Here is a 24,881-nt window from a genome sequence, read left to right as displayed (position 1 = left end):
CCACCCTCGCGGCGCCCCCGGTTCGGGCCCGCGCGCGTCCCGCGCGCGGGGGGCCGGTGCCCGGCAGCGCGCGCACGCGCCGGCGGCCGGCCGGGCCCGCGGCGGCGCCCCGGGTGACAAACCAGGAGAAACGTGAGTTAGGGTAGCCTCACCTAGCCGCGCTGGCGGCAGTCGTGCCCCTGATCCGAGAAAGGCCCTTCCATGCCTTCGCCAACGAGGGCTTCGGCCCCCCTTGCCCGTATCGCCCTGATCGCGGCCGCAGCCGTGGCCGCCGCCGGCTGCGGGGCCCCGTCGGGCGCCCAGACCGACGGTGGCGCCTCCGGCGGCGAGTGGTCTCCGGTGACCATCGAGCACGCCCACGGCTCCACCACCATCGAGCACAAGCCCGAGCGCATCGTCACCGTGGGCTGGTCCGACGAGGCCACGCTGCTCGAACTGGGCATCGTCCCGGTGGGCATGAACGCCTCCACCTACGCCGGGGACGAGCAGGGCTACCTGCCCTGGGACCTGGAGAAGCTGGAGGAGATGGGCGCGAAGAAGCCCGAGCTGATCAACACCGACGACGGCATCTCCGCCGAGCAGGTCGCCAACCTCGCGCCCGACCTGGTGCTGGGCGTGCAGTCGGGCATGACCGAGGCCGAGTACAAGCAGCTCTCCAAGGTCGCCCCCACCGTGCCCTACCTGGACCAGCCCTGGATGACCGAGTGGCAGGAGCAGACGGTCACCATCGGCAAGGCCGTGGGCAAGGAGGAGGAGGCCCGCAAGCTCGTCGAGGAGACCGGCGGCTACATCGAGGGCCTGGCCCAGGACCACCCCGAGTTCGCGGGCACCAGCTTCGCGGTGGGCACCCTCATGCCCTCCACCGGCGAGTTCGGCTTCTACGTCGGCAAGGACGCCCGCGTGGTCATCATGAAGCAGCTCGGGTTCGAGCCCGCCGGGTTCACCGGCGACCTCTCGGTGCCCGAGGGGCAGTTCTACGGCACGCTCAGCCTGGAGAACGCCGACAAGATCGACGCCGACGTGCTGGTGATGTGGTTCAACTCGGCCCAGGAGCGCAAGAAGCTGGAGGGCAACCCCGTCTTCCAGAAGGTCGACGCCGTGCGCAACGGCGGCTACATCGCCTACGAGGACCCCGAGCAGTCCATGGCGATCTCCACCCCCAACCCGCTGACCATCCCCTGGGTGATGGACGGCTACGTCGAGCGCCTCGGCCAGGCCGCCAAGGGCGAGGCCGCCCCCGTCGCATAGCTTCGGCCGGCCGACCGGCCCGGCGCCCCCGCCGCGAGTGACCGCACCCTGCCGCGGTCGCGGCGGGGGCGCGCCGCTGTCGGGTCCGCGGGCCGTGCATGAAATCGGTGCGCCTATGGTAGTAGTTAGGCGTGCCGAACATCGGAGATCGCCTGAGTTCAACCCGGCGCGCTGCCGCGGTCGCGGCAGTGGCGGCCCTGATGTGCGCCCCCGCCTGCGCAACAGGCCCCTCCGCCGCCGACGACGGCCGCCTCACCGTCGTCACCACCTTCACCGTGCTGGCCGACATGGTCCGCAACGTCGCCGGCGAGCGGGTCGACGTCGTCTCCGTCACCCGGGTCGGCTCGGAGATCCACGCCTACGAACCCACCCCCGACGACCTCGTGCGCGCCGCCGACGCCGACCTCATGCTGCACAACGGGCTCGGCCTGGAAACCTGGTTCTCCCAGTTCACCGACCAGATCGACGCGCCCGCCGCGACCGTGTCGGAGGGGGTGGAGACCATCCCCATCACCTCCGGGGGCTACCGCGGCGACCCCAATCCGCACGCCTGGATGTCGCCGGACAACGCCCGGATCTACGTCGACAACATCGCCGCGGCCCTCAGCGAGCTCGACCCCGCACACGCACAGGGCTACGCCGCCGACGCCGCGGACTACAAGCGGCGCATCGCCCGGATCGGCGAAGACCTCGCGGACCGGCTGGACCGCGTCCCCGAGTCCCAGCGCGCCCTGGTCACCTGCGAAGGCGCCTTCTCCTACCTGGCCCGCGACGCCGGCCTCACCGAGCGCTACCTGTGGGCGGTCAACGCCGACACCCAGGCCACCCCCCGCCAGGTCGCCTCGGTGGTGGAGTTCGTCCGCGACAACGACGTGCCCACCGTCTTCTGCGAGACCACCGTCAACGACGGCGCCCAGCGCCAGGTCGCCGCCGAGAGCGGCGCCGAACTCGGCCCCGACCTCTACGTCGACTCCCTGTCCGAGCCGGGCGGCCCCGTGCCCACCTACCTGGAACTGCTGCGCTACGACACCGCGGCCATCGCCGCCGGACTCACCCGCGAGGAGGACGCGTGAGCGCCACCGAGACGACCCGGACGCCCCCGCAGCCGGGGCAGGAGCAGTCCCCGCCGCCTCCCGCGGTGGAGGTGGCGGGGGTGACCGTGCGCTACGGCGACGTCCTCGCACTGGAGGACGTAAGCCTGAGCGTGGGCCGGGGCCGCATCTGCGGCCTGCTCGGCGCCAACGGCTCGGGCAAGTCCACCCTGTTCACCACGATCATGGGCCTCACCCCCGCCTCCCGCGGCCGCGTGCGGATCCTGGGCTCCGACCCGGCCGCGGCCCGCAGGCGCGGGCTGGTGGGTTATGTCCCCCAGTCCGAGCAGGTCGACTGGGCCTTCCCGGTGCGCGTGGCCGACGTGGTGATGATGGGCCGCTACGGGCACATGGGCCCGTCCCGCCGCCCGCGCCGGGCCGACCGCGCGGCCGTCGAGCAGGCCCTGGAGCGCACCGGCCTGTCCGACCTCGCCCACCGCCAGATCGGCGCCCTCTCCGGCGGGCAGCGCAAGCGGGCGTTCGTGGCCCGCGGAATCGCCCAGGGAGCCCGCCTCTTCCTGCTCGACGAGCCCTTCGCCGGCGTGGACCGGCCCTCCCAGGCCACCATCAGCGAGGTGCTGGCCGCCATGCGCGACGACGGAGCCACGCTGCTGGTCTCCACCCACGACCTGGCCGGGGTGCCCGACCTGTGCGACGAGGCGGTGCTGCTGCAGCGCCGCCTGATCGCCCAGGGGGCGCCCGCCGACGTGCTGACCCCCCAGCGCCTCCTGGAGGCCTTCGGCATCGCCCCGCACCCCGGCGGGAGGGCGGCGTGAGCACGCTCGCCGAGTGGATCACGGTGCCGCTGCAGTTCGACTTCATGCAGCGCGCGCTGCTGGTCAGCGTCGTCGCCGGAGTCGTCTGCGCGCTGCTGTCGTGCTGGATGACGCTGACGGGCTGGTCGCTGCTGGGCGACGCCGTCTCCCACGCGGTGCTGCCCGGCGTCGTGCTGTCCTACCTGTTCGGGCTGCCCTTCGCGGCGGGGGCGCTGGTCTTCGGCGCGGGCTCGGTCGCCCTCATCGGCGTGGTCAACCGGACCTCCCGCGTCAAGGAGGACGCGGCGATCGGGATCGTGTTCACCGCCATGTTCGGCATCGGCGTGGTGCTGATCTCCCGCATCCCCTCCCAGACCGACCTGATGCACATCCTCTTCGGCAACGTCCTGGGCGTCTCCGACGGCGAGATCCTGCAGATCCTGGCGATGGCGGCGCTGATCCTGGCCGTGGTCGGGCTCAAGCACCGCGACCTGACCCTCTATGCCTTCGACCCCGTCCACGCCCACGCCATCGGCCTGCGTCCGCGGCGCCTGGAGGCGCTGCTGCTGGGGCTGCTGTCGGTGACCGTGGTCGTGGCGCTGCAGGCGGTGGGCATCATCCTGGTCGTGGCCATGGTGGTCATCCCGGGGGCGACGGCCTACCTGCTCACCGACAGGTTCGAGCGGATGCTGCTGATCGCCGCGGCGGTCTCTGCGGCGGCCTCGGTGGTGGGCACCTACGTCAGCTTCCACGCCGACATCGCCACCGGGGGAGCCGTCGTCGTCGCCCAGGCGTGCGGCTTCGCGCTGGCCTACCTCTTCTCGCCCCGCCACGGGGTCGCGGCGCGGCTCCTGCGCCGCAGCCCGGCACCGGCGGGCTGAGCTCCTGCGACTTCGCGTCGCCCGTGAGGCAGCAACGGTCAGTGGAAGAACCCGCACTCCGTCCATTCCACTGACCGGAAATCCTTGCGGGCCCTGCACCGGGTGGTCCATCGGTCCGAAGGGAAGCGCGCGGTGGCGCGGTGGCGCAGCGATTGTCCTGTGCCCGGTGCCGGCTTCGCTACCGCATCAGCCGGTCGGGGTGGCCGGGCAGACCGCGTCGGTGGTGATGAAGCAGACCGCGTTGACCGTCGGGCACCCGCCGGTGATGCTCACCAGCGTAATGGTGTTGGGGTCGTCGCCGGCGCCGATATTGGTTTCGGTGAGGTGCTGGTCCTCGATCTCTTCGAGAATTCCCGCGTTCGGATTCGCCATTTCACAACTCTCCAGGCTCGATGATTCCGCCGACCAGCGAAAGAACCCCAGTCCTCTCGCTGAAAAGCCGATCCTCGCAACAATCGGGCCGGCAGGTCCATTGGACCGAAGGGAGGCCGCCCTGACCGCGGCTTCGCGCGGTTGGCTGTCGGCGTCCTCGGTCGCGCACGCCTGGCGGAGAGGAGGCCGGAATGCGCGGACGGGACGCCACCGCGGCGGCGGTGTGGTGCCCGACCGGCGGCCGGCCCCGCACCGACCTCACCGCCGCCGCAGCGCCGCGGTGAGCGCTCCGTTTCGCGAGTGTTACGGCGGGACACCTCCAGGCAACGCCGGCTGCCTACCTTCGTTCACGTTGCGCGAACCCGGCGTCGATCGAGGAAGGCCAGGCCGTGACCGCACAGAGCACGTCGACCCAGCCCCGCCCGCGCGGGCGCTGGATCACCCACTGGGAGCCCGAGGACCCCGCGTTCTGGAACAGCACGGGGCGCGGGGTGGCCAACCGCAACCTGTGGGCGTCCATCTTCGCCGAGCACATCGGGTTCTCGGTGTGGAGCCTGTGGTCGGTGCTGACCCTGTTCATGACCCCCGAGACCGGGTTCGACTACACCGCCGCGCAGAAGTTCCTGCTGGTCTCGATCGTCTCCCTGGTCGGCGCCGTCCTGCGGGTGCCCTACACCCTGGCCGTGCCCCGATTCGGCGGCCGCAACTGGACGCTGATCTCGGCGTGCGCGCTGCTGGTGCCCACCGCGCTGGCCGTGGTGCTCATCCAGCGCCCCGACACCCCCTTCTGGCTGTTCCTGCTGCTGGCGGCCACCGCCGGCCTGGGCGGCGGAAACTTCTCCTCCTCCATGGCCAACATCAACTCCTTCTTCCCCGAGCGCAGCAAGGGCTGGGCGCTGGGGCTCAACGCCGGCGGCGGCAACATCGGCGTGGCCACCGCCCAGCTCGCCGGGCTGGGCGTGATCGCCGCCTTCGGCGCCGCCCAGGGCTACCTGCTGGCCCTGCTCTACATCCCGCTGCTGCTGCTGGCCGCCGCCGTGGCCTGGACGCGCATGGACAACCTGGCCGGCGCCCGGGCCGACGCGGGCGCCCAGATCGCCGCCGCCAAGGACCGCCACTTCTGGATCATGTCGTTCCTCTACATCGGCACGTTCGGCTCCTTCATCGGGTTCTCCTTCGCCTTCGGGCTGCTGCTGCAGAACCAGTTCGACCGCACACCGCTGGAGGCCGCCGCGGTCACCTTCCTGGGCCCCCTGCTGGGGTCGCTGATCCGCCCCGTCGGCGGGCGGCTGGCCGACCGCTTCGGCGGCGCCCGGGTGACCCTGTGGAACTTCGCCGCCATGGCCGCGGGCACCGGGGCGATCGTGGCGGCATCGCTGCAGGAGTCCCTGGTCCTGTTCACGGCCGGGTTCATCGTGCTGTTCCTGCTCACCGGGATCGGCAACGGCTCCACCTACAAGATGATCCCGGCGATCTATGCGGCCGAGGCCGAGAACCGCATCGCCGCGGGCGTGCCCGCCGAGGAGGCCCGCGCTGAGCACAAGCGCATCGCCGGGGCGGTCCTGGGCCTGGTGGGTGCGGCCGGCGCGCTGGGCGGTGTGGGGATCAACCTGGTCTTCCGCCAGTCGTTCCTCAGCTTCGGCGACGCGGTCCCCGGCTACGTGGCCTTCCTGGTCTTCTACCTGGTCTGTGTGGCGGTGGTCTACCGCGTCTACCTGCGCCGCCCCGCCGGCCGCGCCGCCGCGGCCGCCCGGGTCCCGGTCGGCGAACCCGGCAACAAGGGGGCGGGTGCCCGATGAGCGCCGCCACCCACTGCCCCTACTGCGCACTGCAGTGCGCGATGTTCGTCGAGGCCGGCCCGGAGGGTGCGCCGGCCACCCGCCCGGCCGCCTTTCCCACCAACCGTGGCGGGCTGTGCCGCAAGGGCTGGACCGCGGCCGAGCTGCTGGCCTCCCCCCAGCGCCTGACCCGCCCGCTGGTGCGCGCCGAGCGCACCGCGGAGTTCACCGAGACCGACTGGGACGGTGCGCTGGACCGTGTCGCAGCGAAGCTGGCGGGGCTGCGCGCCGAGCACGGCCCCGACGCGGTGGCGGTCTTCGGCAGCGGCGGGCTGACGAACGAGAAGTCCTATCTGCTGGGCAAGTTCGCCCGCCTGGCGCTTGGTACGTCCCAGATCGACTACAACGGCCGGTTCTGCATGTCCTCGGCGGCCGCGGCCGGCACCCGCGCCTTCGGTATCGACCGGGGACTGCCCTTCCCGCTGCCCGATCTGGCCTCGGCGGAGGTGGTGCTGCTGGCCGGGGCCAACCCGGCCGAGACCATGCCGCCGATGATGGGCCATCTTGCGGCGCCCCGGCTGATCGTGGTGGATCCGCGGTCGACGGCCACCGCCGAGCAGGCCGTGGCCGGCGGCGGGCTGCACCTGGCGCCGCGCCCGGGCACCGACGCGGCCCTGGCGCTGGGACTGCTGCATGCGGCCCGCGCCCAGCACCTGCTGGACGAGGAGTACATCGCCGCGCGCACGAGCGGGTTCGAGGCGGCCTGGGCGCATGCGGCGGGGTTCTGGCCCGAGCGGGCCGAGCAGGTCACCGGGGTGGCGGCGCACCGCATCCGCGAGGCCGCCCGGCTGCTGGGCACCGCCCGCGGCGCCTACGTGCTCACCGGCCGCGGCAGCGAGCAGCACGCCACGGGCACCGAGACCGCGTCGGCGTGGATCAATCTGGCGCTGGCGCTGGGGCTGCCCGGGCGCGAGGGGTCGGGCTACGGGTGCATCACGGGTCAGGGCAACGGCCAGGGCGGGCGCGAGCACGGTCAGAAGGCCGACCAGCTGCCGGGATACCGGCGCATCGACGACGCCGCGGCCCGCGGGCATGTGGCCGGGGTGTGGGGGGTGGATCCCGCCGAGCTGCCCGGGCCCGGCCGCAGCGCTTTCGAGCTGCTGGATGCGCTGGGCACCGACGCCGGCCCCAGGGCCCTGCTGGTTTTGGGATCCAACCCCGCGGTTTCGGCGCCCGACGCCGGGCGTGTCCGAAACCGGCTCTCGGCGCTGGATCTGCTGGTGGTCTGCGACTTCGTCATGTCCGAAACCGCGGCGATGGCCGATGTGGTGCTGCCGGTGGCCCAGTGGGCGGAGGAGGCGGGCACGATGACGAACCTGGAGGGGCGCCTGCTGCGGCGGCGGGCGGTGCTGGAGCCCCCGGAGGGGGTGCGCACCGATCTGGAGGTGCTCAGCGCTCTGGCGCGGCGGCTGGGCCAGCCCGCCGGGCGGTTCCCGGCCGATCCGGACGCGGTGCTGGCGGAGCTGGGCCGGGCCTCGGCCGGGGGCGGTGCCGACTACGCCGGGGTCACGCCGGAGCGGTTGGAGGCCGGTGAGGAGCTGTTCTGGCCGGTGGCCGATGCGCGGGCCACGACTCCGCGCATGTTCTTGGAGGGGTTCGCCCACCCCGACGGGCGCGCCCGGTTCGCCGCGGTGGGGTACCGGGGTGCGGCCGAGGGTGTCGACGCCGATTTTCCGCTGCTGGCGACGACGGGGCGGGTGATGGGCCACTACCAGTCGGGGGCCCAGACCCGGCGCATCGCCGAGTTGGCCGGGGCCGAACCGGAGGCGTTCGTGGAGGTCCATCCCGATACCGGGGCCCGGGTGGGGCTGGGGGAGGGCGACTGGGCGCGGGTGGTCTCGCGGCGCGGCGCCACGCTGGCGCGGGTGCGCCACCGCGCCGAGGCGCGCACCGACACGGTGTTCGTGCCCTTCCACTTCGGCGGCGACCAGGCCGCCAACAATCTGACCAATCCGGCGCTGGACCCGTTCAGTCGGATGCCCGAGTTCAAAGTCAGCGCCGTCCGGCTGGAGAAAGCCGATCCGGCCGATCCGGCCGAGCCCGTACCGCCCGGCGCCGCCGCGGCGGGCGGTTGACGCCCTGTCCGCAAGCCCGCTTCGCACCCCCAGGCCGATGAAGGGAGGCCGGTGCCGCCCGGCGCGCCGCGCCGCGGGCACCGACTGTCATGGTCACACATTCCGCGCGCCGCATCGTGGTGATCGGCAACGGTATGGTGGGCGCCCGTTTCGCCGAGGAGGTCGCCCGCCGCGACCCCGAGGGCGAACGGGTCCGCCTCACCGTGGTGGGCGCCGAGGACGAGCCCGCCTACAACCGCGTCCTGCTGCCCGGTGTGCTCGCCGGGCGCTTCGGTCCCGGCGACATCCGCCTGCCCGTGCCCGAGTCGCCCGCGGTGGAGGTGCGCACCGGGACCGCCGCGGTGGAGCTGGATCCGGTCGGGCGCCGGGTGCTGCTGGACGACGGCACGGCCCTGGATTACGACGAGGCGGTGCTGGCCACCGGCGCCGGTGCCGCGTTCCCGCCGATTCCGGGGCTGGCCGCCGCCGACGGCGCCCCCGAGGACGGCGTGACGGCGCTGCGGGATCTGGCCGACTGCCGGCGCCTGGGGGCCTTGGCCCGGCCCGGCGGTCCCGTGGTGGTGCTGGGCGGGGGCGTGCTGGGGTTGGAGGCGGCGCGGGCGCTGGCCGAACGAGGTATGCGGGTCTCGCTGGTGGAGTCCTCGCCCTGGATCATGCGCCGCCAGATCGATCGGCCCGCCGCCGAGATCCTGGCCGGGCACTACACGCGCCTGGGGGTGGCGGTGCACTCCTGGCGGGTGGCCTCCCGCTGGATTCCGGGTACGGGCCTGGAGTTGGACGACGGCCGCGTGCTGGCGGGCGATGCGCTGGTGGTCACCGCCGGGGTCAAGGCCCGGACCGGGTTGGCCGCCGGCGCCGGTATCGCGGTGGAGCACGGGGTGCTCGTCGATGACGGGCTGGCCACCAGCGACCCCCGGGTGCACGCCATCGGCGACTGCGCCCAGCACTCCGGCGGCGGGGCGGGGCTGGTGCAGCCGGGCTGGGAGCAGGCCGCGGTGCTGGCCGACCGGCTCACCGGCGCGTGTCCCGAGGCCCGCTACAGCGGTGCGCGCCCGGTCACCCGGCTCAAGGCCGAGGGGATCGAGTTGGCCAGTATGGGCGAGGCCGAGGCCGACGGCACCGCGGAGACGGTCACCATCGCCGATCCCCACGGAGGGCGCTATGCCAAGCTCTCGGTGCGCGGCGAGCGCATCGCCGGGGCGGTCCTGCTGGGGTTTCCCGATCCCGCCTCGGAGATCGCGCGGATGTATGAGCAGAGGGCGCCCGTGCCGGCCGACCGCCTGGCGCTTTTGACGGGGCGTCCCGCTCCGGCCTCCGACCAGGGCGCAGCCGCGGCCGATCCCACGGTGTGCCGCTGCAACGGGGTCTCGCGCGCGGATCTGGAGAGCGCGTGGCTGGACGGCGCGCGTACGCGCCCCGATATCGCCGCGGCCACGCGGGCGACCACCGGGTGCGGCGGCTGCACGCGGGACGTCGATGCGCTGCTGGCCGGTTGGAACGGCGCGAGCCCGCTGCCGGCGGGCTGAGCGCCGGTCTCGCCCGGCGCCGGGTTTACCGCGCCGCGCTGGGGTCAGCGGGGCATTCGAGCCAGGCTGCCGGGCGAGACGGCGAGGAGCACATGGACGCCGACATCTCACTCACTGTCGACGGGCAGAGCCATGATCTGCGTGTCGACACCCGCACGACGCTGTTGGACGCGCTTCGCGAGCACTTGCACATCACCTCCCCCAAGAAGGGCTGCGATCACGGCCAGTGCGGTTCGTGCACGGTCCTGCTCTCGGGCAGGCGCGTGGTCAGCTGTCTGGTGCTGGCGGTGGCGGCCGAGGGCGCCGAGGTCACCACCGCCGCCGGGCTGGGCCGCGACGGGCGTCCCCACCGGGTCCAGCAGGCGCTGGTCGAGCACGACGGGCTGCAGTGCGGCTATTGCACTCCGGGCCAGGTCTGCTCGGCGGTGGGCGTGCTGGACGAGGCCGCCGCGGGCTGGCCCAGTGCCGTCACGCCCCCGGGAGCGGGCGGGGACGGTGGGCCCGCGCTGACCGCCGCCGAGATCCGCGAGCGGATGAGCGGCAACCTGTGCCGCTGCGGTGCCTATGCCGGCATCGTCGCCGCGGTGGAGGAGGCGGCCCGGCCCGCCGGCGAGGCGCCCGCGGCCCCGGCTCCGCGGGGAGGTGGCCGGTGAAGCCCTTCGACTACCGCCGGGCCTCCGACGCCGCCGGGGCGGCCGCCCTGGTCGCCGAGCACCCCGGTGCGGCGTTTCTGGGCGGGGGCACCAACCTGGTCGACCACATGAAGCTGGGCGTGGCGGCGCCCGACATGCTCGTGGACATCACCCACCTGCCGATGGACCGGGTGGAGGCGCTGCCTGAGGGCGAGGGCGGGGTCAGCATCGGCGCCAACGTCCGCAACAGCGAGGCCGCCGCCCATCCGCTGGTGCGCGAGCGCTATCCGGTGCTGTCGCAGGCGCTGCTTTCGGGTGCTTCGGGGCAGTTGCGCAACGCGGCCACGACCGGCGGCAATCTGCTGCAGCGCACGCGGTGCGTGTACTTCCAGGACACCGGTACACCCTGCAACAAGCGCGAGCCGGGCTCGGGCTGCTCGGCGCTGGAGGGCTATCAGCGCTATCACGCTGTTTTCGGTGCTTCGCCCGACTGCGTGGCCACCCATCCCTCCGATATGGCGGTGGCGCTGGTCGCGCTCGACGCCCGGGTGGTGGTGACCGATGCGGCCGGGGGCGAGCGCCGTATCCCGGTGGCCGAGCTGCACCGGTTGCCGGGGGAGGCGCCCGAGCAGGACACGGTGCTTTCCCGCGGGGATCTGATCACGGCCGTGGAGCTGCCGGAGATGCCGATGGCCGCCCGCGCCCGCTACCGCAAGATCCGCGACCGCGCCTCCTTCGCGTTCGCGCTCGTCTCGGCCGCGGTCGGGCTGGAGCTGGCCGCCGACGGCACGGTGGCCGATGTGCGTATCGCCTTGGGCGGTGTGGCGCACAAGCCCTGGCGGGCGCTGCTGGCCGAGGAGGCGCTGCGGGGGTCGGCGGCCACCGAGGCGGGTTTCGCGGCCGCGGCCGAGGCCGAGCTGTCGGAGGCGCGGCCGCTGCCGGGCAACGTGTTCAAACTGGAGCTGGTGCGCGCCGCCGTCACCGAGACGCTGGGTGAGGTCGCCGCCGAGCTGCGCGGAGAGGGGGAGCTGTGACCGCGACCGCCTATGGCCGCCCGGGCACGGCCACCGGTACCGGGCCGCCTCGTAGCGACGGGCCCGCCAAGGCCGCCGGCACCGCCCCGTACGCCTATGAGTACCGGGTCGCCGACCCGGCCTACGTCGCGCCCGTGCAGGCCACCGTGGCCCGCGGGAGGGTGCTGGAGGTCGACGCAGCCGAGGCCGAGGCGGTGGAGGGCGTCATCGCGGTGCTGACCCACGCCGGCGCTCCGGGGCTGGACACCGGCGCCGAGCTCAGCGGCTTGCAGCGGGTGGCCGAGCTTGCGGTGCTGCAGTCGGGGGAGGTGTCCTACCGCGGGCAGGTCGTGGCCGCGGTCGTCGCCGAGACCTTCGAGGCGGCCTGGCACGCGGCCGCCTTGGTGACCGTGCGCTATGAGCAGTGGCCCCACGACGCCGGCTTCTCCGACCAGCGCGCCGACGCCGTGGCGCCCGAGGAGGACCACCGGCAGGGCGAAGTGGAGTCGGCCGCGCCCGCCGAGGTGGTGGTGGAGCAGACCTATGCCACGGCGATGCAGCACAACAACCCCATGGAGCCGCACACCACCGTGGCCCGCTTCGAGGGCGGCGAGCTGTTCCTGTACGAGTCCACGCAGGGCTCCTATGAGGTCCGCCGCACGGTGGCGGCGCTGCTGGGGATGGAGCCCGAGCGCGTCCACGTCGTCGCCCCCTACGTGGGCGGGGGGTTCGGCTCCAAGGGGCCGCTGCACGCTCCCACGGTGCTGGCGGTGCTGGCCGCGGTCGCGCTGCCGGGGCGCTGGGTCAAGCTGGCGCTGACCCGGCGGCAGATGTTCGCGCTGGTGGGCTATCGCAGCCCCACCATCCAGCGGGTGCGGTTGAGTGCGGGCGCCGACGGCCGGTTGTCGGGTGTGGACGTGGTGGCCACGGTGCAGAGTTCGCATGTCGCCGATTTCGTCGAGGAGGCCGCGGGGCCGGCCAAGTCGATGTATGCCGCGCCGAACCGGCGCATGGGCCATCGCGTGGTCCGGCTCGACGCCGCGGTGCCCACGTGGATGCGGGCGCCGGGGGAGTGCCCGGGCATGTTCGGTCCCGAGGTGGCCATGGACGAGTTGGCCTGGGCGTGCGGACTGGATCCCATCGAGGTGCGGTTGCGCAACGAACCCGAGCGCGACCCGCATACCGGCAAGCCCTTCTCCAGCCGCAACCTGGCGGCCTGCCTGCGCGAGGGTGCGCGCCGCTTCGGGTGGGCCGACCGGGCGCCCGAGCCCGGCGGGCGGGTGGAGAACGGTTGGCGCGTGGGCATGGGGGTGGCCGCTTCGGCCTACCCGGTGGTGCCGCCGCCGGGGGACTCCTGGGCCCGCATCCGCTACGAGGGCGAGGGGGTCTATGCGGTGTCGCTGGCCGCCGCCGACATCGGCACCGGCGCCTGGACGGCGCTGGCGCAGGTGGCCGCCGACGCGTTGGGGGTGCCGCTGGAGCGGGTGCGGGTGCGCCTGGGCGACAGCTCGCTGCCCGAGGCGTCGCTGGCGGGGGGTTCCACGGGGCTGATGTCGTGGGGGTCGACGATCCACGCCGCCGCCGAGGAGTTCCGCCGCGGCCACGGGGAGCGGCCCGAGCCGGGTGCGGAGGCCACCGGGCACCTGCCGGCCAACCCCGCCCAGGACGACTATGCGATGTATGCCTACGGCGCCCAGTTCGCCGAGGTGCGGGTGCACGCGGCCACGGGCGAGGTGCGGGTGCCGCGGCTGCTGGGCGTGTTCGCCGCCGGGCGCATCGTCAACGCCCGCACCGCCCGTTCGCAGTTCACGGGCGGTATGACCATGGGGCTGTCGATGGCGCTGCACGAGGAGAGCGTCGTCGATGCGCGGTTCGGCCACGTCGTCAACGGCGACTTCGCCGAGTACCACATCGCCGCCAACGCCGATGTGGAGGACGTCCAGGCCCACTGGATCGACGAGGAGGACCCTCTGGTCAACCCGCTGGGGGCCAAGGGCATCGGCGAGATCGGGATCGTGGGCACGGCCGCGGCCGTGGCCAACGCCGCCTACCACGCCACCGGGGTGCGGGTGCGCAGCCTGCCGGTGCGCCTGGACGACTTCATCGGCGCCTGACCACCGCGTGCGGGCCCGCGCGCCGACCCTCCGGGGCCGGGGCGCGGGCCTTTTGGCGTGCCGTTTTCGGGCGTTCACCTCCCTGCCGCCGGCGATGACAGGGAAACGAAACATCTCCTTCACGGACGGCTGACGGTCGCGAAACACGCTCCGGGTTGTGTGAATGGCACAGAGCACCGGCCGCCGTGCCCGGCGCAAGCGGGCCGAGGGGCGCGGCGCCGTCCGGGCCGACGAGCAAGGGAGCGAGGCCCGAGCGGGTCGGAGGGGTGCGGCGCCGTCTGGACCGACGAGCGAGGAGGGAAGACGGCGCGTCGAAGCACCCCCTAGACCCGCGGGAAACACGCCCACCAGCGAGGAGAAGAACCCGGCATGAGACAGCTCGTGGTCATCGGAAACGGCATGGTCGGACACCGCCTCGTCGAGGCCGTCCTCAGCCGCGACACCGCCGAACCCTGGCACGTCACCGTCCTGGGGGAGGAACCGCGCCCCGCCTACGACCGCGTCGCCCTGTCCTCCTACTTCGACGGCGCCGGCGAGTTCGACCTGCGCCTGCCCGACCTGGCGCGCCACGGCAACGTGGAGCTGCTGCTGGGCGAGGCGGCCACCGCCCTGGATCGCGCGGCGCGCACCGTGGAGACCTCCACCGGGCGCACGCTGGCCTACGACGCCCTGGTGCTGGCCACCGGCTCCGCGCCGTTCGTGCCCCCGGTGCCCGGCCGCGACCTGCCCGGCTGCCACGTCTACCGCACCATCGAGGATCTGGAGGCCATCACCGCCACCGCCCGCGCCGCGGCGGCGCGGGACGACACCGCCGGGGTGGTCGTCGGCGGGGGCCTGCTGGGTCTTGAGGCCGCCAACGCCCTGAGGCTGCTGGGTCTTCAGCCCCACGTGGTGGAGATGGCGCCCTGGTTGATGCCGCGCCAGGTCGACGAGGGCGGGGGAGCGGTGCTGGGCCGGCTGGTCGCCGAGACCGGCGTCACCTGCCACACCGCCGCCGGGCTCGCCGGCATCGAACCCGACCCCCGGGGCGGCCTGCGGGTGCTGCTGGGTGAGGAGGGGCCCGGCCAGGAGCGGATCGACGCCGGCGTCGTCGTGTTCTCGGTGGGTGTGCGTCCCCGCGATGAGCTCGCCCGCGCGGCGGGGCTGGAGATCGGCCCCCGCGGGGGCGTGGCCGTGGACTCCGCCTGCCGCACCAGCGACCCCCGCATTTACGCCGTGGGCGAGTGCGCCAGCACCCAGGGCACCGTCTACGGCCTGGTGGCCCCCGGCAACGCCATGGCCGAGGTCGCCGCGGAGAACCTGGCCGGCGGCGCGGCGGAGTTCACCGGCGCCGACACCTCCACCAAGCTCAAGCTGCTGGGGGTGGACGTGGCCAGCTTCGGCGACGCCCAGGGGGAGACCGAGGGCGCCTTGGAGGTGGTGCTCAACGACGCCCCCGGGGGCCGCTACGCCAAGCTCGTGGTCTCCGACGACGCCTCGACCCTGCTGGGCGGGGTGCTGGTGGGCGACGCCTCGGCCTATGCGGGCCTGCGGCCGCTGGTGGGGCGCGCGCTGCCCGGCGACCCGCTCGGTCTGATCGCGCCCGAGCGCGGCGGGGCCGCGGCCGGGGCGGGGGTGGCGGCGCTGCCCGACGACGCCCAGGTGTGCTCGTGCAACGCCGTGACCAAGGGGACGGTCACCGACGCCATCGCCCAGGGCAGCACCGACATTCCCGCGCTGAAGGCCTGCACCCGCGCCGGCACCAGCTGCGGCTCGTGCGTGCCGCTGCTGAAGAACCTGCTGGCCGATTCGGGGATCGAGCAGTCCAAGGCGCTGTGCGAGCATTTCGCGCACTCCCGCGCCGAGCTGGTGGAGATCGTCACGGCCACCGGCGTCGCCACCTTCTCCGAGCTGATCGCCCGCCACGGCACCGGGCGCGGCTGCGACATCTGCAAGCCGGCGGTGGCCTCGATCCTGGCGTCGCTGGGCGGCGGCCACATCCTGGAGGGCGAGCAGGCCGCGCTGCAGGACACCAACGACCACTTCCTGGCCAACCTGCAGCGCAACGGCACCTACTCGGTGGTGCCGCGCATCCCCGGCGGGGAGATCACCCCCGACAAGCTCATCGTCATCGGCGAGGTCGCCCGCGAGTTCGGCCTCTACACCAAGATCACCGGTGCTCAGCGCATCGACCTGCTGGGCGCCCGCGTCGAGCAGCTGCCGGCGGTGTGGGCCCGGCTGGTGGAGGCCGGGTTCGAGTCCGGCCACGCCTACGGCAAGGCGCTGCGCACGGTGAAGTCGTGTGTGGGCAGCACCTGGTGCCGCTACGGGGTGCAGGACTCGGTGGGCATGGCCATCCGGTTGGAGCTGCGCTACCGCGGCCTGCGGTCGCCGCACAAGCTCAAGTCGGCGGTCTCGGGGTGCGCGCGCGAGTGCGCCGAGGCGCGCGGCAAGGACTTCGGCGTCATCGCCACCGAGCACGGCTGGAACCTCTATGTCGGCGGCAACGGCGGCTTCACCCCCCGCCACGCCGAGCTGCTGGCCGCCGATCTCGACGACGAGACGCTCATCCGCTACATCGACCGGTTCCTGATGTTCTACATCCGCACCGCCGACCGGCTGCAGCGCACCGCCGCCTGGATCGAGCAGCTGGAGGGCGGTCTGGACCACCTGCGCGCGGTGGTGGTCGAGGACAGCCTGGGCATCGCCGCGGAACTGGAGGAGGCCATGGCGCGCCATGTATCCGGCTACGCCGACGAGTGGCGCGGTGTGCTGGAGGACCCCGAGAAGCTGGCGCGCTTCGTCTCCTTCGCCAACGCCCCGGAGGCGCCCGACCCCACCATTTCCTTCGAGATCGAACGCGACCAGCCCGTCCCGGCCGGGCCGGTGGCCCTGGGCATGCCCGCCCGCCGCGGCGCATCGGAGCCCGCCGCCGCCGGAACCGCCTAGCGCCGCACCGCGGCCGGGCGCCCGCCCGGCCGCGGTGCGCAGCCTGTCCGATCCCCTCCGCCGCCGTCGGCGGGGGCGCCGACGAAGGAGACCCGATGAGCACCCCGACCCTGCCCGTGAGCTCGGCGTCGCTGTGGGTGGCCGCCTGCGGCCGCGACCGGCTCATCCGCGAACGGGGCGTGGCCGTGCTGCTGCCCGATGCCGCACAGGCCGCCCTCTTCCGCACCCACGGCGACGAGCTCTACGCCGTGGGCAACATCGACCCCTTCAGCGGGGCGGCCGTGATGTCGCGCGGCATCGTGGGCGATCGCGCCGGCGAGCCCACCGTCGCCTCGCCCATGCTCAAGCAGGTGTTCTCGCTGCGCACCGGCCGCTGCCTGGACGATCCGGACGTGGCCCTGGCCACCTACGCGGTGCGGGTGCGCGCGGGTGTGGTGGAGGTCTGCTCCCGGCCCGGCGAGGCGGGAGTATGACGCCCACACCGCCGAGCGCGCCCGCCGCGCGCCGGGCCCCCGACGAGCAGGCGCCCGCCGGTGCGGCGACCACGGCGCCGCTGGCCGGGTTCACCGTCGCCGTCACCGCGGCCCGGCGCGCCGAGGAGCTGTCGGCGCTGCTGGGCCGCAAGGGCGCCGCGGTGGTGGGCGCCCCGGCGCTGCGCATCGTGCCGCTCAGCGACGACCAGCGCCTGGCCGCGGCCTCGCGCGAGCTGATCCGCCGCCCCGCCGACGTGGTGGTGGCCACCACCGGGATCGGGTTCCGCGGCTGGGTGGAGGCCTGCGACACCTGGGGCAGCGCCGAGGAGCTGGTGGCGGCGATGGGCTCCTCCCGGCTGCTGGCCCGCGGCCCCAAGGCCAAGGGGGCGGTGCGCGCCGCGGGGTTGACCGAGGAGTGGTCGCCGCCCTCGGAGTCCTCGGCCGAGGTGCTGGACTACCTGCTGGAGTCGGGGGTGGAGGGGCTGCGCGTGGCCGTGCAGCTGCACGGCGAGCCCCTGCCCGACTTCTGCGCGGCCCTGCGCATGGCCGGCGCCGATGTGGTGGAGGTGCCCGTCTACCGGTGGACCGAGCCCGAGGACACCGCGGCGCTGGACCGGCTGATCGAGGACGTGGCCGGCGGCGGCGTGGACGCCGTCACCTTCACCAGTGCCCCCGCGGCGGCGTCCCTGCTGGATCGTGCGCGCCGGCTGGGCGCCCACCGCCGCCTCGTCGAGCGGCTGCGGGGCCCGACCCTGGCGATGTGCGTGGGCCCGGTGACCGCGCGGCCGCTGGCGGCCGAGGACGTGCCCGTGCTCTGGCCCGAGCGGGCCCGCATCGGGGCTTTGGTCAAGCGCCTGGCCGAGGAGCTGCCCGAGCGGTGCCCGAGCCTGCCGGTGGCCGGGCACCGCCTGCGGCTGCGCGGGCACGCCGTGCTGGTCGACGGCGCTGTGCGGCCCGTCTCGCCGGCGCTGATGCGGCTGCTGCGCGAGCTCGCCCGCCGCCCGGGCCAGGTCCGCGACCGCGGCGAGCTGCTGGCCTGCCTGGGCGGCGACGGCGACGCCCACGCCGTGGAGACCGCCGTGGCGCGGCTGCGCGGTGCGCTGGGCGATCCCGCGATCATCCAGACCGTGGTCAAGCGCGGCTACCGGCTCGCGCTGGAGACCGGCGAGTGCGCGCACGGAGGCGACTGATGGCCGATCCCGCTCTGCTGCTGGCCGTGCACGGCACCCGCGATCGGCGGGGGGTGGCCGCGGCCCGGCGCCTGGCCGCGGACGTGGCCGGGCTGACCGGGGCGCGGGTGGGGCTGGGCTTCGCCGACGTGTGCGCCCCCGACGTGGGCGAGGCGGCCGCGGCGATCGAGGGGCCCGTGGTGGTGGTGCCCGCGTTCCTGGCGGCCGGATACCACGTGCGGGTGGACATCCCCGCCCAGCTGGAGCGTGCCGGGCGCGGCGACGCGGTGGTGGCCGAGGCGCTGGGCGCCGACCGGCTGCTGGTGGAGGCGGCCCGTCGGCGGCTGCGCCAGGCCGGCTGGCGCCGGGGCGAGGCCGTGGTGCTGGCCGCGGCCGGCTCCTCCGACCCCGATGCGCGCGGCCAGGTCGCCGGCGCCGCGCGGCGGCTGGCAAAGCTGCTGGAGACCCCGGTGCAGGAGGGCTATGTCGCCACGGCCCAGCCGGGTGTCGCCGAGGCGGTGGAGCGGATGCGCGCTCGCGGGCACCGGCGCGTGGCGCTGGCCTCCTGGCTGCTGGCGCCGGGCCTGTTCCACCGGCGCCTGGCCGGGGCGGGCGCCGACGCGGTGGCCGCGCCGCTGTGTCCCGACCCGGCTGTGGCGGCGGCCGCGGCCGCCCGCTACCGCGCCGCCGCGCTCGCCTCGGTCTGAGGTCAAGCGCCGGGGTTGGGCGGGTGCGGTTGACCGGGGTGCCGGCGCCCGGTAGACACGGGTCTTGGCCGGGCTCCGGGCGCCGGGCGCCGCGCGGGCGCAGCGGGGGCGGACCGGTCGAAGGAGACGAAGGTCTCACTCGGGTCCCGTGGGCCTCCTTCGCCCCATATCCCGCCAGAACGGGTTTTTACGACGAATTTCGCAAAACGTCACCCACTGGACGTGTTACCGTCCCGTGATGAATAATTCCGTGTCGGCTCTCGGTGAACCCCTCCGCGGTTCGCTGTCCCCCTGAACCGAGGCCGCTGCCACCACCCCCTGCCGCCCGGGTGGCGCCGCCGCGCACCCCCGGCGACCGCCCCCGCGCCCGGTCGCCGGCGCGGCCGACCGCAGTCCCCGTTCTAAGGACGATCCGCCGTGGGCAATCACGCGCCCGCTCGCACCTCCCTGCGCGAGCGCCTCCGAGCCAAACGCTCCCTCATCGTCATCACCGCCACCGGCGCCGCCCTCGTCGCGGCCGGAACCGCCGGCGCCGCCACCGTCGACAGCCTCGCGGCCGGCCCCGAGTCCGCCGCCGGCCGCGCCACCCTCCCCCAGGCCCAGACCGCCGACGCCCGGCCCGCCCCCCGCACCTCCCCCTCCGCCCCCGCCGACCAGAGCGGCCAGCAGGCCCACGAGCGCCTGCAGCAGGCCCAGGAGGCGGCCACCCGGTCCCTCAGCGCCACCACCTCCCCCGAGCGCAAGACCCCGCCCCCACCCGCCGAGGAGACCGGCGGCTCCTCCGGCTCGGCCGGCGGCTCGCAGTTGAGCCCCACCGGCCAGGGCGGCTCCTGCGAGGCCTCCATGTACAGCGAGCCCCAGCCCACCGCCAGCGGCGAGCAGTTCGACCCCAGCGCCATGACCGCCGCACACAAGACCCTGCCGATGGACACCATGGTCGAGGTCACCAACCCCGACAACGGCGCGTCGGTCACCGTGCGCATCAACGACCGCGGCCCCTACGTCGCCGGACGCTGCCTGGACCTGTCCACCGCCTCCTTCGAGAAGATCGCCTCGCCCAGCGCCGGCGTCGTCGACGTGGAATGGCAGGTCGTGGGCTAGCTAGCCGCCCCCGCGCGACAGGCGCGAACCCGCCCGATTGCCCGCACCCGGCCGCACCCGCGTGGCACAATGCGGCCAGGCTGACAGCGGGGAAGGGAGTGGCGGATGTTCGCTACCGAGACCGGGCGCGTCATCTCCCCGACCGACCTCGTCGACGCCCTGGAATGCGACCACCGCAGCCGGCTGCGCGCCGCCGCGGCCGCCGACGTCCCCGGCGCGCCGGCCCCCACCGACATCGACCCGCTCGTCGCCCAGCAGGGCGCCGCCCACGAGCAGGCCGAGCTGGAGCGGCTGCGCGCCCTGTTCGGCGACGGCGTCGTCGCCATCGCCGACCCCGCGCCCACCGACGCCGCCATGCGCGCCGCCGCCGAGGCCACCGCCCAGGCCATGGCCGCCGGCGCCCCCGTCGTCTACCAGGCCTGCTTCTACGACCCCATCGCACCCGGCCTGGCCTTCCACGGCCGCGCCGACTTCGCCATCTCCACCGCCGTGGACCCGGCCACCGGCGCCCGCCGCCCCGGCGCACCCGCCCGCTACGAGCCCTGGGACACCAAACTGGCCCGGCGCCCCGGCCCCTCGGCCGTGCTCCAGCTCACCGCCTACGCCGCCGCGCTGGAGCGCACCGCGCCGGGCCGCGGCGAGCACATGCACCTGATCACCGGCGACCGCGGCGTGCACACCCACCGCGTCGCCGAGTTCCTGCCCATCCTCGACGGCGTCCGCCGGCGCCTGCAGCACCTGCTGGCCCAACCGCCAGCCCTGCCCGACCCGCTGTGGGGCGAGCCCCGGCCGGCCTGCGAGGGCTGCGGCTACAACGCCCTGTGCAGCGCCGGGCGCGCCGAGGCCCGCCACCTCTGCCTGGTCGCCGGCATCCGCACCGACCAGGCCCGCCGCCTGCGCGACTGCGGCATCGCCACCATCGACGCCCTGGCCGGCGCCGGCGAGGACGACCGCCCCTCGGCCATGCCCCGCCACACCTTCACCCGGCTGCGCGAACAGGCCGCTCTGCAGGCGCGCCAGGACGCCACCCGCACCGACGCCGACCCCCAGGGCACCGTCATCGCCGAGGTCTACGCCCAGGAGGGCCTGGCCGCCCTGCCCGCCCCCAGCCCCGGCGACGTGTTCTTCGACATGGAGGGCTACCCCTACTACGACGGCGCCGACGGCCGCGGACTGGAGTACCTCTTCGGCGCCGTCACCCTCGCCGACCCCTCCGGCCAGGCTCCGGGCGAGCGCTTCCACGCCTTCTGGGCCCACGATCGCGCCCAGGAGAAGCGCGCCTTCGAGGAGTTCGTCGACTTCGTGTGCGCGCGCATCGACGCCGACCCCGGCGCCCACGTCTACCACTACGCCTCCTACGAGGCCGACCGGCTCAAGCTCCTGGCGGCCGCGTTCGGCACCCGCGAGGCCGACGTCGACGAGCTGCTGCGCCACCGCCGCCTCGTCGACCTCTACACCGCGGTCAAAAAGAGCCTGCGCGTCTCCCAGCGCTCCTACTCCATCAAGTACCTCGAACCCCTCTATCTGCCGGGATCCCGCGGCGGCGACGTCACCACCGCCGCCTCCAGCATCGACGCCTACGCCGACTACCTCGCCGCCGCCGAGGCCGGCGAGACCGAGCGCGCCGAGAAGGTCCTGGGCTCCATCGCCGATTACAACCGCGACGACTGCGTCTCCACCGCGCGCCTGCGCGACTGGCTGGAGCACCTGCGCACCGAGCACGGCATCACCGCCCGCCCCGCCGCCCAGAGCGAACTGGCCGCCGAGGACGCCGACGAACGCGCCGCCGAACGGCGCCGCCGCCGCGAGGAGCAGGAGGAGCGCCTGCGCGCCCTGGCCGAGCCCCTGCTGGAGGGCGTGCCCGAGGACCCCGCCCGCCGCAGCCCCGATCAGGAGGCGCGCGCCCTGCTGGCCGCCCTGGCGGGCTACTACCGCCGCGAGGAGAACCCCTCCTGGTGGGACTACTTCCGCCGCGTCTCGGCGCCCATGGAAGAGCTGGAGGCCGACAACGAGTGCCTGGTGCCCCTGGGCGCGCGCCTGGGGGAGTGGCAGGAGCCCACCGGGCGGCAGAAGCTGGCCCGCCGCGAGATCGAGCTGCGCGCCGACCCCGCCCGCCCCCACCCCTTCAGCGCCGGCGACGGCGTGCGGCTGCTGTATGCCGGGCCGCCCGGCCAGGAGGCCGACACCGTCAACGCCACCGTCGAGGCCGCCTCCCCCCGCCACCTCACCCTCGTCGAGACCTCCGCCCCCGGCGAGACCTACGCCCGCGCCCCCTCGGCGGTGCTGCCCGGCGCCCCCGTGCGTTCGGCCCCCAAGGACGAGGCGCTGTGGAAGCTGGCCGCCGAGGCCGCCCAGGCGCTGCCCGAGCTGCCGCACAGCGCCGGAGTCGACGTGCTGTGCCGGCGCCCCCCGCGCACCCGCGACGGCGCGGCCCTGCCCGATCCGGCCGAGCACGGCGGCGACCTCGTCGCCGCCGTCATCGCCGCCGTCGACCGGCTCGACTCCTCCTACCTGGCCGTCCAGGGCCCGCCCGGTGCCGGAAAGACCTACCTGGCCGCGCGGCTGATCACCCACCTCGTCGCCGCCGGCCGCAGCGTGGGCGTGTGCTCCACCAGCCACAAGGCCGTGGAGAACGTGCTCGGCGCCGCCGTGCACGCCGCCCGCACCGCCGGAGTCGACCTGCCCTGCGCCAAGCGCCCGCCCGCCAAACGGCCCGACCCCGACCTGCCCTGGGACCAGCCGAAATCGCCCAAGGACCTGGCCGCCTGGCGCAGCGGCCACACCGCCGGCCACCTCATCGGCGGCACCGCCTGGAACCTCGCCAACGAATCGGTGCTCGCCGACCCGCTGGACGTGCTGATCATTGACGAGGCCGGCCAGTTCGCGCTCGCCGACACCCTCGCCGTCTCCGCGGCCGCCCGCGACCTCGTCCTGCTCGGCGACCCCCAGCAGCTGCCCCAGGTCGTCCAGGGCACCCACGGCGACGGGGCCGCCGCCTCGGCCCTGGAGCACCTGGCCGGCGGCGCCGAGATCATCGGATCCCGGCTCGGCTACTTCCTGGACCAGACCCGGCGCATGCACCCCGCGGTGTGCGCCCCGGTCTCCCGGCTGTCCTACCGCGGCCTGCTGCACGCCCACCCCAGCGCGGCCGAACGCGCGATGAGCGGCGTACCCGCCGGGCTCTACCGGTACGAGGCCGCCCACACCGGCCGGTCAACCCACAGCCCCGAGGAGGTCGAGGCCGTCGTCGCCATCGCCCGCAACCTGGTCGGGCGCACCTTCCACGAGCCCGGCGCCGTCGTCGACCGCGAGATCACCGGCGAGGACATCCTGGTCGTGGCGCCCTTCAACCTGCAGGTGCGCGCGCTGCGCCAGGCGCTGGAGGCGGCCGGGCTCGACGCCGTGCGCGTGGGCACCGTGGACCGCTTCCAGGGCCAGGAGGCTCCGGCGGTCATCTGCTCCATGACCGTCTCCAGCGCCGCCGACGCCGCCCGCGGGCTGGACTTCGTCCTCTCCCGCAACCGCCTCAACGTGGCCCTGTCCCGCGCCCAGACCGTGGCCGCCTTGGTCTACTCGCCGCACCTGGGCGCCTCGGCCCCGCGCTCGGTCGCCGAACTGCGGGTCCTGTCCGGCTTCGCCGGCCTGTGCGCCGACGCCCGCCCCTGGCCCGAGCACGGCCACCCGCGCCGCTGAACGCCCGCCGCCGCCCGCGGCAGGCGAACCCCGCGGCACGGCCCGCCCAACCCCGGCGAAACACCGCGCGACGCGACCGCTCCGCAGCGGCCCCGCCGCGCCCCGGCCTGCGGCGCCGGGTTGATCCGCAGCCCGAGGCCGAGTTGGATGTCCCCTATGGCACCGACCCGGCCCCAACCGCTCCGGCGATGCCGGAGAATCGTGTGCAGGGCGGTGCGGCCGCACCGCGTCTGCGGCGGCACGGTCGCACCGCGCCGGCACGCCTGTCGTACCCGCACACCCCGCGCCGCCTCGGGCGGCCGCCTCGTTGGGAGAAGGTTCCCCCGTTGACGCCTGCACAGAACGGAGAGCGGCAGATCCGCAACACCCGCCACCCCCTGGGAGTCCGGATCACCGCGGGCCTGCTGGGCGCCGCCTGCCTGGTGCTGGGCCCGATCGGCTACCTGCGCGCCATCGCGGCCGGCGAGGGATCGGCCGCCGAGTGGTACACCCTCAGCTTCAGCGCCTCGGTGGGCCTGCCGCTGCTGGCCGCCGCGATCACCACGGTCGCCGGCGACCGCCGCGCCGCACTGTGGTCGCTGGCCCTGCTGGGGTGGCCCGTCGTCTACGTCGTGGCCATCCACCTGCTGCTGGCCGCCTGAGCACGGTCGGCGCCGCCCCGGCGCGCGCGGGCCGGGCCGGGGCCCGAACCGCCGCACCGCCACCGCCCGCGACCGACCCGACGGAGAACGCGTGTCGCCCAAGAAGAAGACCAAGCAGACCCGCCCCAAGGCCGCGCGCACCGACGCCGGCTCGGGCACCGGTTCCGGCGCCGCCGCGGGCGGCCCGGCCGCCGGCGGCGCCAAGGTCAGCCGCACCCCCGTCGTCCTCGACGACCGGCGCCGCTGGCCCGTGGCGGTGTGGACCGCGCTGGCGGCGGTGTGGGCGCTGGGCTCGCTGGTCTTCTTCGTGCTGTTTCTGGCCGAGGGCTTCGCCGTGATCAGCCGCGGCCCCGGCGAGACTGCCTTCGCCAGCATGAGCGCCGCCTCCTGGTACCTGCTGGGGCTGGTGGTGTGCGCGCTCGCCGCGCCCCTGGCCGGCGCCGTGTGGGCGGCGGTCCTGCGCCGCAGGATCGCCGCGATCCTGTTCACCGCCGCGCTGGTGTGCTCGGCGGCGGTGCTGTTCTCCCTGGACTCGCCCGCGGGCATCGCCCAGGCCATCGCCAACGGCATCGCCGCCGGCTGAGAGCTCCGCCCGGCGCGCCGGGGCCCCTGCGCGCGCCAGGG

19 protein-coding genes are annotated in these 24,881 nt (G+C 74.9%); 18 read left to right on the top strand and 1 reads right to left on the bottom strand.

Going from position 1 to position 24,881, the window contains the following annotated elements; genetic code table 11:
• Positions 1-201 precede the first annotated feature (201 nt).
• From FZ103_RS05620 to FZ103_RS05605, 4 genes are all read left to right on the top strand, one after another.
• Entirely contained in the window at positions 202-1,248 is a 1,047-nt protein-coding gene (locus tag FZ103_RS05620; protein ID WP_155999354.1) for an iron-siderophore ABC transporter substrate-binding protein, read from the top strand.
• A gap of 200 nt (positions 1,249-1,448) precedes the next feature.
• Positions 1,449-2,321 carry a metal ABC transporter substrate-binding protein gene (locus tag FZ103_RS05615; RefSeq protein ID WP_155999458.1) on the top strand — a complete coding sequence of 291 codons (873 nt, stop codon included), beginning with the start codon at positions 1,449-1,451 and terminating at the stop codon, positions 2,319-2,321.
• Positions 2,322-2,386: 65 nt separating this feature from the next.
• Entirely contained in the window at positions 2,387-3,115 is a 729-nt protein-coding gene (locus FZ103_RS05610) for a metal ABC transporter ATP-binding protein (RefSeq protein WP_343233404.1), read from the top strand.
• A 44-nt stretch (positions 3,116-3,159) separates the two neighbouring features.
• Positions 3,160-3,975, top strand: coding sequence for a metal ABC transporter permease (locus tag FZ103_RS05605; RefSeq protein ID WP_155999456.1), 816 nt, complete (start codon positions 3,160-3,162; stop codon positions 3,973-3,975).
• Between the two features lie 186 nt (positions 3,976-4,161).
• Here the strand turns inward: FZ103_RS05605 and FZ103_RS05600 are convergent, their stop codons facing one another.
• Complete coding sequence (locus FZ103_RS05600) at positions 4,162-4,347, bottom strand: plantaricin C family lantibiotic (protein WP_155999353.1); 186 nt, start codon at positions 4,345-4,347, stop codon at positions 4,162-4,164.
• A gap of 389 nt (positions 4,348-4,736) precedes the next feature.
• Here FZ103_RS05600 and FZ103_RS05595 point away from each other — a divergent pair, with 389 nt between their 5' ends.
• The 14 genes from FZ103_RS05595 to FZ103_RS05530 all read left to right on the top strand — a co-directional run bounded on the left by FZ103_RS05595 (position 4,737) and on the right by FZ103_RS05530 (position 24,840).
• Positions 4,737-6,146 (top strand): nitrate/nitrite transporter, encoded by a 1,410-nt coding sequence (locus FZ103_RS05595; protein ID WP_343233395.1) that lies wholly within the window; start codon positions 4,737-4,739, stop codon positions 6,144-6,146.
• Positions 6,143-8,260, top strand: coding sequence for a molybdopterin oxidoreductase family protein (locus FZ103_RS05590; RefSeq protein ID WP_155999352.1), 2,118 nt, complete (start codon positions 6,143-6,145; stop codon positions 8,258-8,260). The genes FZ103_RS05595 and FZ103_RS05590 overlap by 4 nt, the downstream gene beginning before the upstream one ends.
• 89 nt (positions 8,261-8,349) lie before the next feature.
• Entirely contained in the window at positions 8,350-9,786 is a 1,437-nt protein-coding gene (locus FZ103_RS05585) for an FAD-dependent oxidoreductase (protein ID WP_155999351.1), read from the top strand.
• A 92-nt stretch (positions 9,787-9,878) separates the two neighbouring features.
• Positions 9,879-10,439 (top strand): 2Fe-2S iron-sulfur cluster-binding protein, encoded by a 561-nt coding sequence (locus FZ103_RS05580; protein ID WP_155999350.1) that lies wholly within the window; start codon positions 9,879-9,881, stop codon positions 10,437-10,439.
• Entirely contained in the window at positions 10,436-11,452 is a 1,017-nt protein-coding gene (locus tag FZ103_RS05575; RefSeq protein WP_186355858.1) for a xanthine dehydrogenase family protein subunit M, read from the top strand. The genes FZ103_RS05580 and FZ103_RS05575 overlap by 4 nt, the downstream gene beginning before the upstream one ends.
• On the top strand, positions 11,449-13,545 hold the full coding sequence (locus FZ103_RS05570; RefSeq protein ID WP_186355857.1) for a xanthine dehydrogenase family protein molybdopterin-binding subunit: 2,097 nt from the start codon (positions 11,449-11,451) through the stop codon (positions 13,543-13,545). Before FZ103_RS05575 ends, FZ103_RS05570 begins: the two co-directional genes overlap by 4 nt.
• 369 nt (positions 13,546-13,914) lie before the next feature.
• Complete coding sequence (gene nirB / locus FZ103_RS05565) at positions 13,915-16,473, top strand: nitrite reductase large subunit NirB (RefSeq protein ID WP_155999349.1); 2,559 nt, start codon at positions 13,915-13,917, stop codon at positions 16,471-16,473.
• A 95-nt stretch (positions 16,474-16,568) separates the two neighbouring features.
• On the top strand, positions 16,569-16,946 hold the full coding sequence (gene nirD / locus FZ103_RS05560; protein ID WP_155999348.1) for a nitrite reductase small subunit NirD: 378 nt from the start codon (positions 16,569-16,571) through the stop codon (positions 16,944-16,946).
• Positions 16,943-18,136 (top strand): uroporphyrinogen-III synthase, encoded by a 1,194-nt coding sequence (locus tag FZ103_RS05555; RefSeq protein WP_155999347.1) that lies wholly within the window; start codon positions 16,943-16,945, stop codon positions 18,134-18,136. Before nirD ends, FZ103_RS05555 begins: the two co-directional genes overlap by 4 nt.
• A complete protein-coding gene (locus FZ103_RS05550) occupies positions 18,136-18,822 on the top strand; it encodes a sirohydrochlorin chelatase (protein ID WP_186355856.1) in 687 nt (228 codons plus the stop codon). The genes FZ103_RS05555 and FZ103_RS05550 overlap by 1 nt, the downstream gene beginning before the upstream one ends.
• Positions 18,823-19,239: 417 nt before the next feature.
• Positions 19,240-19,923 (top strand): septal ring lytic transglycosylase RlpA family protein, encoded by a 684-nt coding sequence (locus tag FZ103_RS25340; protein ID WP_343233394.1) that lies wholly within the window; start codon positions 19,240-19,242, stop codon positions 19,921-19,923.
• A 105-nt stretch (positions 19,924-20,028) separates the two neighbouring features.
• Entirely contained in the window at positions 20,029-23,616 is a 3,588-nt protein-coding gene (locus FZ103_RS05540; protein ID WP_155999346.1) for a TM0106 family RecB-like putative nuclease, read from the top strand.
• A gap of 326 nt (positions 23,617-23,942) precedes the next feature.
• Positions 23,943-24,257, top strand: coding sequence for a hypothetical protein (locus tag FZ103_RS05535; protein ID WP_155999345.1), 315 nt, complete (start codon positions 23,943-23,945; stop codon positions 24,255-24,257).
• A 91-nt stretch (positions 24,258-24,348) separates the two neighbouring features.
• Complete coding sequence (locus FZ103_RS05530; RefSeq protein ID WP_186355855.1) at positions 24,349-24,840, top strand: hypothetical protein; 492 nt, start codon at positions 24,349-24,351, stop codon at positions 24,838-24,840.
• Positions 24,841-24,881: the final 41 nt, after the last annotated feature.

The sequence above is a fragment of the Streptomonospora sp. PA3 genome, assembly GCF_009728995.1.
Taxonomy (GTDB): domain Bacteria; phylum Actinomycetota; class Actinomycetes; order Streptosporangiales; family Streptosporangiaceae; genus Streptomonospora.
Note: the sequence above shows the minus strand (reverse complement) of the source record. Positions and strands in the feature narration are given on the sequence as shown.